The sequence below is a fragment of the Salipaludibacillus sp. CF4.18 genome (assembly GCF_051262595.1).
GTDB classification, from domain to species: Bacteria; Bacillota; Bacilli; order Bacillales; family Salisediminibacteriaceae; genus Salipaludibacillus; species Salipaludibacillus neizhouensis.
In genome coordinates this window covers 1-11,778 of record NZ_JBIMEV010000089.1, presented here as the reverse complement: position 1 = coordinate 11,778, position 11,778 = coordinate 1, and the positions used below count along the sequence as shown (strand labels likewise).

The following is an 11,778-nucleotide window of genomic DNA, read 5'->3' as shown; positions in this document are numbered from 1 at the left end:
ATTCTATTCCTAATTTCTAATAAAAAAGATCAACCTAGAAAGTTAGGTTGATCCCATAAGAGTTCAGTTAAATTAATTTTTAAAACAAACTAGTACTATGCCCTGCAGTTGCACTTGCTGTAGGGTCGATATAAACTTTTGCTTTATTGATAGCTGTTGGTGCTTCTCCAAAACCGGAGGCAATTAACTTTGCTTTACCTTCATATGTGGCAATATCTCCGCAAGCGTAAATACCTTCTATGTTTGTTTCCATACTAGTATTGACCATAATAGCATTCTTTTTCAGTTCAAGACCCCACTCTTTAATAGGACCAAGATTGGAAACAAAACCATAATTAACAATGAGCGTATCAATGTCTATTTTATGAGTAGCTTCTCCTTTTGTTTCTTTTAACGTAACAGCTGTAATCTTATCTCCGTCATGATCAAGAGATTCGATCATATAAGGTGTACTAACGTTGATTTTCTCTGAGCCTCTAAGTTGTTCAACGCTATGCTCATGTGCACGGAACTTATCTCTACGGTGAACGATGGTGATTTCTTTCGCAATATCTTCTAACATCAGTGTCCAATCCACAGCAGAATCACCACCTCCTGCTAAAACAACTCGGTCACCGGCAAATTGGTTTAAATCGTTGACAAAGTAATGAAGATTTTTACCTTCAAACTGCTCGGCACCTTCAACCTCAAGTCGTCGGGGTTTAAATGCGCCAACTCCGGCTGTAATAATGATGGTCTTAGAGTAATGCTCTTCCTTATCCGTAGTTAATTTAAAAACATTATCATCACCCTTTTCTAGTTTTGCAACTGACTGTTCCAAGACTATCGTAGGGTTAAACTGCATGGCTTGCTCTGTTAAATTGTCCACCAGTTCCTGAGCGCGAATTTTTGGGAAACCAGCTATATCATAAACATATTTTTCGGGATACAGTGCGGATAATTGCCCTCCCAATTGCGGCATTGCTTCAATAACTTTTACTTTTGCTTGTCGCAGTCCACCGTAGAAGGCAGTAAATAATCCAACAGGACCACCTCCGATAATGGTAATATCAAATATTTCTTTTTCTTCAGCCAAGACTTACACCTCCATCAAAATTCTTTTGTTATTCACATATGTATTATAGACATTATTGTTATAACTTTCAATTTATCGGAAGGATCCTATTTTAACTCTAATGAAAGAAATTTTAATTATATGATAAGTTTTCATGTTAAAATGAAGGAGTATCTGGAAATAATGTAAGGTTTTCTACTAAAAAATCAACAGTATTATTAAAAAGTTCGAAAAATAGTTGAAAAATAGTAAGATAACCCATATGATAATAGAGGATTAAAAACATATTCTCAATACTTATATGATTTACCTTAGGACTTATATGATTGATCCTTCCTAATTTGTCCCTTACATTTTTTATGGATTTGTACGTGAACTATATCACAAACATATTTTTGTTGATGGTAATAAAACACACGCTTGACATGTAAACTTATTGGGAAAAATGGAGAATAAGAATCAAGAATCAGAATGATTGGAGTGAGTATTATGAATAAAAAGCCGAAAATAGTTATATTAGGTGCGGGCTACGGTGGAATTATGACAGCCTCTCGTTTGATCAAGTCAAATACCCAGCAGGATGCAGAAATTACATTAGTGAACAAGCATAATTATCACTATCAGACTACGTGGTTGCATGAACCGGCAGCGGGTACACTTCATCACGATAAAACAAGAATGGAAATCAGCAGTGTGATTGATCTGAAAAAGATTAATTTTATTAAGGACTCTGTGGTAGAAATCAAAAAAGACGAAAAGAAAGTAATTCTAGAAAATGGCGAAGTTGATTACGACTATTTAGTTATAGGATTAGGATCTGAGCCAGAAACCTTTGGTATTCCAGGTGTAAACGAAAATTCGTTTGCCATAAGAAGCGTAAACTCTGTTCGATTACTTCGTGAACACATTGAATACATGTTTGCTAGCTATAATAAGGAAGATGAAAAACATGAAGACATACTTACGTTTGTAGTTGCAGGAGCAGGTTTTACCGGGATAGAATTTGTCGGAGAGCTTTCAGAGCGTGTACCAGAGCTTTGTGAAGAATATGATATTGATCCTAAAAAAGTAAAGATTTATTCCGTGGAAGCTGCACCAACTGCTTTACCTGGTTTTGATGAGGAACTTGTTGAATATGCAATGAATGTTCTTGAAAGCCGTGGAGTTGAGTTTAAAATCAATACACCTATTAAAGAAGTTCAAGACGGAAAAGTACTTCTTAATGACGGAGAGGAAATCAAGTCACAAACCATCGTTTGGACTACTGGGATCCGAGGAAGTTCTATTATTGAAGATTCAGGGTTTGAAACGATGCGTGGCCGAGTAAAAGTGGAGAAAGACTTAAGAGCTCCAGGTTATGATAATGTATTTATTATTGGAGACTGTGCATTGATCATTAATGAAGAGATTAATCGTCCATATCCTCCTACCGCTCAAATAGCAATCCAACAAGCTTATACCTGTTCTAAGAATCTAAAAGATTTAATCAGTGGAAAAGAAGAGCTTGATGTGTTCAAACCGGAAATTCAAGGAACGGTGGCTTCTCTTGGTGGTAAGGAAGCGATTGGTCTAGTAGGAGACCGTAAGCTATACGGAGGTTCTGCATCTGCAATGAAGAAGATAATTGATAATAAGTATCTGTTTCAATTAGGTGGAGTACCATTGGTGTTGAAAAAAGGAAAGTTTAATTTCTTTTAAATCGAATATAGAGAAAGGGACTGAGAAAGGTGATTTTTCCTTTTTCAGTCCCTTTCTTTTTAAAGAAATACGAAAATCAAAATTAACAGCTTTTTTACGCTGTTTACGCCGCTAATAACAAGCGGAATAATTTGACGCTTCAGTAATATAAAACTTTAATGGATTACATAGATAATTCACAGTATTTCAAGGAAAACACACTAATACAGAAGATGGGAGGTTATTTTACCACTTGATTTGTAGGATGTTTTTTGATATATTATCAGAAACTTCAGTTAATTGGTGATTAATTAAACATCGGAAGGTGACTAAAATGGCATTAGATGATAAGAAACTAAATGAAAATGATTGCGAATACTGTACAGGTAAAGGTTATAATCAATTATTATTAGGTGGTTCGGAAACTTGCGCAGGGTGTCTGGGGTCAGGAAAAAAGCAACAATCGGCTTAATGAAAAAGAGAAAATAAATGAGCAAAGGATACACTCACTTCTAGTTCTGCTGACTAGGAGTTTTTTTGCTGTTATTTCAAAGAAACAATAATTGATTTTCTCCCCGATATTAAGTAAACTAAAGTTTGACCTAATGGGGGTGGAACAAGTAATGTTGAATTTACCACAATTTATAATTGCAGTATTATTATATTTTATTTTGTTTTTTGGAATTGGTTTTATTTTGAATATGCTTCTTCGTTCAACTTGGACGATGGCTATCATTTATCCGATTGTTATTTTCTTTATGGTTGATGACTCAGGAATCTTTAGCTACTTTACAAATGCAGGAGAATCTTTCGCATTATTAGGCGATGGTTTATTATCATTAACTGCAATTGATATTATTATATTAACTGCTGGTATGATCGGAGCTATATTATCAGGTCTTGCAATTAAAATGCTTCGTAAAAGAGGATATCAAATGTTTTAAGTGAATTGGCATGTCAATTAGTTAACTATGACTATTGGCATGCCTTTTATTTTGGCTTTTTTCAGATGAATATTGAATACTCTTCTCATGTTAGGGCAACCTTGATTGATGAGAGGAGTGTCCAAAGATGAATGTATTTCAGAGAACATTAAAAATGATCGCATTATTTGGATTATTTATTGGAGCGCTATTATCGACATACATCGGTATTACAAATGTAAGTCTTCTGCAATTAAAAGAATCTGTATCAGATATAGCAGTTATGAAGGATGCAACGCAAAAAGAAGAAGTTGAGGAATTACCTAGTGACACAACCAAGTCAGATGTTAATAACAATGACATGGTAACAGTTATGTCAGAAGCCGGCTATCCAAAAAAAGAAGTGATTGCAACCGGGTATACAGCTGATATCGAATCAACAGGGAAATCCGAAGAACACCCTGAATATGGAATAACGTTTTCAGGCGTGAAGGTAAAGCGTGATCTTTATTCCACTGTTGCTGCGGATCCAGAAGTGTTTCCGATAGGTACTATACTGTTCATACCAGGGTACGGTTACGGAGTAGTAGCGGATACTGGGTCAGCTATTCAAGGAAATACATTGGATTTGTATTATGAGACGGTGGAAGATGTATATAATCTATGGGGGAAAAAATCAGTAGAGGTATTTGTTATAGAAGAAGGGGCCGGGCTACTGACTGATGACACGTTAGAGGATTTAAATGAAGCGGAGGAAGTACAGGGATTTAGAGAATTGTATCCAGGAGAAAAAAACTCATAAAAAAATGCTGGTAATATAGCCAGCATTTTTTTAGTATAGGATTGCATGAGCAGAGAGAGCAATAATGATACCAAGTAATCCACCGAAAAAAACTTCTATCGGTTGATGACCTAACAGTTCTTTTAGTTCCTTGCGTTTCTCCTGCTCTTTTTTTTCAGGCCAATTTTTCATTTCTAAGACAATTTTATTGTAATCAGTTACGAGTCGGTTAACGACAGTCGCTTGTTCCCCAGCATGGCGACGAACACCAGTGGCATCAAACATAACGATAATCCCAAAGATAGCCGAAAGTGCAAAGAATGTAGAATCTAGACCGTACTCCAAGGCAATTGCAGTAGATAGAGCAGTTACAGCTCCAGAGTGTGAACTAGGCATCCCCCCCGTACTAGTAAATAATGTCCAATCAAATTTTCTAGATGCAATAAATTGGAGAGGTATTTTGATAAATTGAGCAAATACAATTGTGAAAAGTGCAATCCATAAAGGGAAGTTTGTTAATATCTCCATAAAGTATTTATTTCCTTTCTAGACAATGCTTCAAATTTACGACACATATTAAAAAACAATAATTTTAATTATAACATATGAAGCTCTAAAGCTTGTTCTGTAACATCGTTATTTCAAATATACTTTTCCCTTTCCAAGACTTCTTTAAACGAAGAGAAAGATGGAATAGACCTGGACTTATTATCATATTTAAAACCTAAAAAAATCAAAAAAGTCGTTTAATTGTTAAGAAACAGGGTAATTAGTAGTGAACCACAGACTTTGAGTATATTGCTAGTATTGACAGCTGAGGAGAGGATATAGCCATTGTAAACACGTTACTGACGATAAGGATATTATTTCCTGAATAATAAGAGAATTTGTGCCTGTATAAGTTTTGTGGTTATTATTGATTTGTTTTATGATATTTAATAGGCGAATAAACGAAAAAAATAATTTTCATTTTCCGAAAAAAATATTATATCACCAATTCATTCTAGTCTTCAGACAGTTGTTACATAATTTAAGATATCTCAAGATAGTAAAAAGAAGGGGGGATATACCATTGGAAAGCACGCAAACAAAAGAACCGAAAAAGAAAGCGCAAAATAAAGTATTTAAAGTGCTAGACGCCTCGCTTCATACAGCAGAGAAATTTATCCTTAGTTGGTCCATCATTGTTATTTCGGTCATGACTTGTGGAAATGTTTTGACTAGGATAATTACAGGTTCTAGTTGGCACTTTGCAGCTGAAATTAGTCGATTGGCTGTAATAGTAGCTACCTTTTTGGGAATTAGTTATGCTGCAAGGAAGGGAAGACACATAAGTATGTCTGCCTTTTTTGATTTATCTCCAAAACCTGTTAAAAAGTTTTTAGCTATCTTTAACCCTTTAGTTACTGCAATAGTCTTAATCACCATCGGTTACTTTGGAACAATTTACACATACGGGATCTACGAGACAGGTCGTACTACAGCAGCCCTTGAATTCCCTTTTTGGTTAATGGTAGTAGCTATTCCATTAGGTTGTTTTATCGGCGCTATTCAATTTTTACGCAATATGTGGATGAATATAGTTAATAAAGAAATTTATATTGCAGAGGATAAAAAGGACTATGACGAACAATAAAACATTTGGATTGTCAGTGGGAACTGTCTATATGTAATAAACAAAATAGATAAGAATTTTCGAAAAAATAGGACGGTGGAGGAATCGACGATGATTTGGACATTACTGGGCATTATGGTTATTTTACTCCTAATGGGTTTTCCGATGATGATTCCTATGATTGCAGGACCTTTAGTTATTATTTTATTTTTCATGGATAACTTAGATCCGACGATTATGATTCAACAGATGGTTGAGGGAATATCATCATATGTATTAATTGCTGTTCCACTATTTATATTTGCCGCCGATATCATGACGTCTGGAAGAACTTCGAACAAATTGCTAGATTTTATTGGAGCGTTTATTGGGCATCTTCGTGGAGGATATGCGATAACAACGGCAGCAGCCTGTACGCTTTTTGGATCTATTTCAGGTTCAACGCAAGCAACTGTAGTAGCGATTGGGACACCAATGCGTCAGCGATTATTAAAGGTAGGATATAAGGATTCAAGTGCTATTGCCTTAATTATCAATGCAAGTGATATTGCACTTTTAATTCCGCCGAGTATAGGAATGATCATTTACGCATTAGTTTCAGACGCTTCTGTAGGTGACTTATTTATCGCTGGTATAGGTCCAGGCGTATTAATTTTTCTCTTTTTTGCAACGTATTCTTATATTCATGCAAGAATATATAATATCCCTCTGGGGCCTAAAATGCCTTGGAAAGAAAGAGGCAATGTCACATTAAAAGCACTTTTACCATTAGGTTTTCCAATTATTATTATTGGTGGTATTTACACAGGTCAGTTTACACCGACAGAAGCAGCAGGAGTTTCTGTATTATATGCATTAATACTTGAAGTGTTAATTTACAAGACGATTAAATTTAAAGAAATTCCTGGAATAGCATTGTCTTCTGGTATCGTTACTTCTGCGGTATTTGTACTCGTAGCAGGCGGTCAAGCCTTTTCTTGGATCATCTCTTTCTTAAGAATTCCAAGAATGTTAAATGATGCTGTCATGGGTCCCGATCCTTCAGCATTATATGTATTACTTATCGTATCTATCTTTTTCTTCATTGGATGTATGTTCGTAGATCCAATTGTGGTGATATTAATATTAACTCCAATTTTTGCTCCAGTTGCTACTGCAGCAGGAATTGATCCAATACATTTAGGGGTAGTCATCGTATTCCAAGCGGCTTTGGGCTCAGCAACGCCACCGTTTGGGGTTGATATATTTACAGCAAGTTCGGTGTTTAATAAATCCTATTTGGATGTCATACGCGGAACACCGCCGTACATTGTAATGTTATTAATTGTTTCAGTTTTAGTAGTTGTTTTTGAGGATATCTCACTTTTCTTACTGAATATGTTTTAATAGTAGGGTTAAAGAGTGAAGATATTTTTAAAATAAAATTTTATGGGGGTATTCACATTATGTTAAAGAAAAAAGGTTTATTAGCTAGCATGTTGTCTTTTGGATTAGTTCTTGCTGCTTGTGGCGGTAATGACGAAACGGAGAATAATGGCGGTACAAATGAAGCGGCAAATGAAGGGACGAACAATGGCGAGGCTGTTGAAAATAACGGTGGAAACGAAGAGGCTGTTGAAGTTGAAGCGCAAGAATGGCGCTTTGTAACAGAAGAAACAGAAGGGCAAGTCCAAAATGTATATGCTGAAGAGTTTGCTGAATTAGTCAGTGAAAAATCTGGTGGACAGATTTCAATCGATGTATATGGTTTTGGGGAATTAGGTAGTGAAGTAGACCAAGTTGAACAATTATCAACCGGTGTTGTTGAATTTGCAATTATTTCTCCAGGTTTCACAGGTACACTCGTACCTGAGGGAAATATTTTTGCCCTTCAATTCTTGTTTGATGATGATCAGGAACTGAATCAGCAGGTAATGAATGAAAGTGAAGCTATTAATGATCATTTAGCTGGTAAATATGTTGAACAAGGTATTATGCCATTAGCTTTCTGGACAGAGGGTGCTATGCAGTGGACTGGAAGCAGTGCACTACAATCTCCTGATGACTTTGATGGTTTCCAAATGAGAACACAGGAATCACCGTTAATTCTTGAGTCTTATGAAGCATATGATGCTAATCCAACAGCAATGAGCTGGGGAGAACTTTATACTGGACTTCAGCAAGGTGCTGTAGAAGGTCAAGAAAACCCACTTTTCTTTATTGAAGATGCAAACTTTCATGAAGTACAAGACCACTTGACGATTTCAAATCACAATATGTATGTAACGATGACAACTGTAAATCCTGATTTCTATGATGGATTAGATGACGCAACAAAAACAATTGTTGATGAGTCTATTGAGGAAATGAAATCTCGATCTTTTGAAATTCAAGCTGAGCAAAATGATGCTGCTTTAGGTTTAATTGAAGAAGCAACAGATACTCCTACAGAAGTATATGAGCTTTCTGAAGAAGAGCGAGATGCATTCCGTGAACTAGCTGTACCAGTTCGTGATTCCTATCGTGATGAAAGTGAAGACGCTGGAATGATTCTAGATATGCTTCAAGATGAGATTGAAGCGGCACAGGGTAACTAATAAGTAATTTTAAAAAGCTAGAGGGCTATCCTCTAGCTTTTTTTTGTCGTAATTGAACCAAAGAAGTACAGTATTAAAAAATTTTTTGCTTTATTTTAGTGAGAATTGGATTGACAATCCCATTGAAGAAGTGATAAATTAGTCTAGGTTTTTCACGTTACCGATTTATCACAATAAAGGATTTTCAGAGGGGTTTTGTTACAATGAATGCTGTAGTATTGGCTGTTCTCGTCATGATTATATTAAGTTTAGCAAGGATACACGTCGTTATAGCTCTGATTGGAGGGGCAATAGTTGGTGGTATTGTTGCCGGATTTTCTGTTACAGAAACGTTGGAAATTTTTACGGGAGGTTTAGGTGCAAATGCAAGTATTGCTCTCAGTTATGCAATGCTAGGAGCTTTTGCAGTAGCTATAAACTTCACTGGATTACCAAACCTTATGGTAAAAGGGGCAATTCGTCTTGTTGGTAAAAATGGGGAAACCAGAAGAAAAACGATGACGAAAGTAATTCTCTTGTTTATCGTTGCGATTGTCGCTTGTTTTTCTCAGAATCTAGTTCCAGTTCATATTGCTTTTATCCCAATATTAGTACCTCCACTTCTATTAATCTTTAATGAACTCGCTCTTGATAGAAGAGCGGTCGCTACTGCTTTAACTTTTGGATTAAAAGCACCATATATATTAATTCCAGCTGGATATGGATTCATATTCCATGAGATTTTGGTTACGAACATGGAAGAAAGCGGAATGAGTGTTGAAATGGGTATGGTCCCTCAAGCTTTGGCTTTGCCAGTATTAGGGATGCTGATCGGATTATTATTTGCAATCTTTGTTAGTTACCGAAAAGAAAGACATTATGACAATAAAGAAATAGTCGAAGAGTCAGTGACTCCGGGGGACAAAAATTATACAACGACAGGAATAGTTATTTCTATCATATCTATTGTTGTCGTTTTAATTGCACAAGTAGTGACAGATTCAATGATTTTCGGTGCACTTTCAGGTTTAATTATCTTATACTGTTATTTTGGGGTTTTACATTTCAGAAAAGAATTTACATTGAATCAAACAGATCAGTTAATGACTAGTGGTATGAAGATGCTTGCTTTCATAGGTTTCGTTATGATTGCAGCGGGCGGATTTGCCGAGGTTATTAGAGAAACTGGCCACGTGGAATCTCTCGTTACATCAACGTCGGATTGGATAGGTGGTAATCACGGATTAGCGGCAATAATCATGCTCATTATCGGTCTATTTATTACAATGGGTATTGGTTCATCTTTTGCAACCATTCCAATTATTACAGCTATATTTGTACCGTTAGCTGTTGCGATAGGAATGTCGCCTATGGCAACTATTGCTCTCATTGGAACTGCCGGAGCACTTGGTGACGCTGGATCCCCGGCTTCTGATAGTACTTTGGGTCCTACAGCTGGTTTGAATGCTGACGGACAGCATAATCACATTTGGGATACATGTGTTCCAACTTTCCTTCATTTTAATATTCCTCTCATTATATTTGGTTGGTTATCTGCAATTATTTTATAACTACTATTGAGGATGTTCGCATACATTATAATAGAAGATAATAGTATTCAAGCATAAGTGAAAATAGTAAAAGCTGTCTTAAGGTGATTGGCATCTCTAGGCAGCTTTTTTACTAGGTAAGTATAGAACGGTGTTTTTGAGGAGAATATGGTATTTTTTAGTCCTGCAATTTCCTTTTCGACCTGAGTACTCGAATGCGCTCTAGGAGGACCCTTTCCGTTGGGAATGCTTCAGCTAGTTGCTTCTTTTCCAGGACGAGCCTATCCCTCGCATCATCGAAGAATTCAATAAATGATATCAAAGACAATATTCAAAAAAAGTGCTGTTCCTATATGAGGAATAGCACCTTTTAAAAATCACTTAAAAATAATGACGTATTTTAAAGGATTGGAGTAAAATTATGAAGCAACTGTTTTTTTGGGACTGGATTTGTTTATAGCCTTGAGAAGCTTCGGGGCCAAGGTTGCTGCAAACCCTACTAATACAAAATCTTTTAGAAAAAATGGTACCATGCTTACTGCAATAGGGATGAACTGTACATCGGTTAGCCCTAAAATAAAATGACCATGTAAATATAAATAAGGAACGCCTATTAAATAATTAAGGATAAGACCAACATAACTTGAAAGATAAAAAGTGAATAATGATGGTTGTTGATTCAACTCAATGATTAAACCTACTATATAAGCAAGCGCTATAAAAGAAAGCAAAAAACCGAAAGTAGGAGAAGTTACAGTGTGAAAACCTCCTACGAAACCTGCGAAAACAGGAACTCCAATTAGGCCTAACATCAAATATCCTGTCATAGCAAAAGCTGCTAACCTTTTTCCAAGTAAGATACCTGCTAAAATTGCGACAACAGTTTGAAAAGTTAAGGGGACAGTGCCGATAGTAATAATTGCTGTTAAGTTCGCTCCTATTGCCATTAGAGCTATAAATATAGCTCCTTTTGTAAGATCTGTTGCAGTAAACTTTTTATTTTTCATGGAACTAACCTCTCTCTCTATTGTTAACCTTTTAATATTACCGGTTAACAATAGAATACTTGCACTAAGAGTGTAAAGTCAATATAAATTCATAATTTTAATAACCAGCATATAATGAATTGGTTGTTACAGTTGTTTTTCCAGTTATTTGATCCAATAAATTGTGTGTATGGGATCAACTCTTTTCTTCTGGCATACTAAAATAATGCGAGATGAATAGGTTGTTCAGTTCGTAGTAAAAGGAAGAAAGGTATATTATATCTTTCAATTTAATAAAAGGTATTGACGAGACAAATAAACGTCTTTATAATAGGTCAAGTCGCCAAAATAATATTAAAAAGGTGTTGCGCAGAAGCAACTATCCTGATATAATATTAATTGTTGTCGCAATTTGATTCGACGTAATTAAAACATATTATACATTTTGAAAATAGGTATTGACATCATATTTGAAATAATGTTATGATATGAAAGTCGCCAAAAACGACTGACACAATTTATATTTGATTCAGTGAAAAACTAGATTTCATTAATAAGTGGAATTGAGTTATTGAATCAGATATTTTAGATGACCTTTGAAAACTAAACAAAAAGCCAAGCAAAGTGGGATATTTTA

The 11,778-nt window shown here is 35.5% G+C and carries 11 protein-coding genes; 8 read left to right on the top strand and 3 right to left on the bottom strand.

What is annotated here, in order from left to right; all coding sequences use genetic code 11:
• Positions 1–79 precede the first annotated feature (79 nt).
• Positions 80–1,075 (bottom strand): NAD(P)/FAD-dependent oxidoreductase, encoded by a 996-nt coding sequence (locus ACHABW_RS24645; protein ID WP_435759534.1) that lies wholly within the window; start codon positions 1,073–1,075, stop codon positions 80–82.
• A 468-nt stretch (positions 1,076–1,543) separates the two neighbouring features.
• Here ACHABW_RS24645 and ACHABW_RS24640 point away from each other — a divergent pair, with 468 nt between their 5' ends.
• From ACHABW_RS24640 to ACHABW_RS24625, 4 genes are all read left to right on the top strand, one after another.
• Complete coding sequence (locus tag ACHABW_RS24640; protein ID WP_110938946.1) at positions 1,544–2,752, top strand: NAD(P)/FAD-dependent oxidoreductase; 1,209 nt, start codon at positions 1,544–1,546, stop codon at positions 2,750–2,752.
• A 313-nt stretch (positions 2,753–3,065) separates the two neighbouring features.
• Complete coding sequence (locus ACHABW_RS24635) at positions 3,066–3,203, top strand: YuiA family protein (RefSeq protein ID WP_435759532.1); 138 nt, start codon at positions 3,066–3,068, stop codon at positions 3,201–3,203.
• Positions 3,204–3,354: 151 nt separating this feature from the next.
• Entirely contained in the window at positions 3,355–3,675 is a 321-nt protein-coding gene (locus tag ACHABW_RS24630) for a YuiB family protein (protein ID WP_435759530.1), read from the top strand.
• A gap of 127 nt (positions 3,676–3,802) precedes the next feature.
• Complete coding sequence (locus ACHABW_RS24625; RefSeq protein WP_435759528.1) at positions 3,803–4,456, top strand: 3D domain-containing protein; 654 nt, start codon at positions 3,803–3,805, stop codon at positions 4,454–4,456.
• Positions 4,457–4,486: 30 nt separating this feature from the next.
• Here ACHABW_RS24625 and ACHABW_RS24620 read toward each other — a convergent pair whose 3' ends face one another.
• Positions 4,487–4,963 (bottom strand): divergent PAP2 family protein, encoded by a 477-nt coding sequence (locus ACHABW_RS24620; RefSeq protein ID WP_110938949.1) that lies wholly within the window; start codon positions 4,961–4,963, stop codon positions 4,487–4,489.
• A 544-nt stretch (positions 4,964–5,507) separates the two neighbouring features.
• Here ACHABW_RS24620 and ACHABW_RS24615 point away from each other — a divergent pair.
• The 4 genes from ACHABW_RS24615 to ACHABW_RS24600 all read left to right on the top strand — a co-directional run bounded on the left by ACHABW_RS24615 (position 5,508) and on the right by ACHABW_RS24600 (position 10,176).
• Entirely contained in the window at positions 5,508–6,071 is a 564-nt protein-coding gene (locus ACHABW_RS24615; protein ID WP_435759526.1) for a TRAP transporter small permease, read from the top strand.
• 90 nt (positions 6,072–6,161) lie between these two features.
• Entirely contained in the window at positions 6,162–7,436 is a 1,275-nt protein-coding gene (locus ACHABW_RS24610; RefSeq protein ID WP_435759524.1) for a TRAP transporter large permease, read from the top strand.
• A gap of 59 nt (positions 7,437–7,495) precedes the next feature.
• Positions 7,496–8,626, top strand: coding sequence for a DctP family TRAP transporter solute-binding subunit (locus ACHABW_RS24605; protein ID WP_435759522.1), 1,131 nt, complete (start codon positions 7,496–7,498; stop codon positions 8,624–8,626).
• Positions 8,627–8,829: 203 nt separating this feature from the next.
• Complete coding sequence (locus ACHABW_RS24600; RefSeq protein ID WP_435759520.1) at positions 8,830–10,176, top strand: Na+/H+ antiporter family protein; 1,347 nt, start codon at positions 8,830–8,832, stop codon at positions 10,174–10,176.
• Between the two features lie 398 nt (positions 10,177–10,574).
• Here the strand turns inward: ACHABW_RS24600 and ACHABW_RS24595 are convergent, their stop codons facing one another.
• Positions 10,575–11,162 carry a biotin transporter BioY gene (locus tag ACHABW_RS24595; protein WP_435759518.1) on the bottom strand — a complete coding sequence of 196 codons (588 nt, stop codon included), beginning with the start codon at positions 11,160–11,162 and terminating at the stop codon, positions 10,575–10,577.
• Positions 11,163–11,778 lie beyond the last annotated feature (616 nt).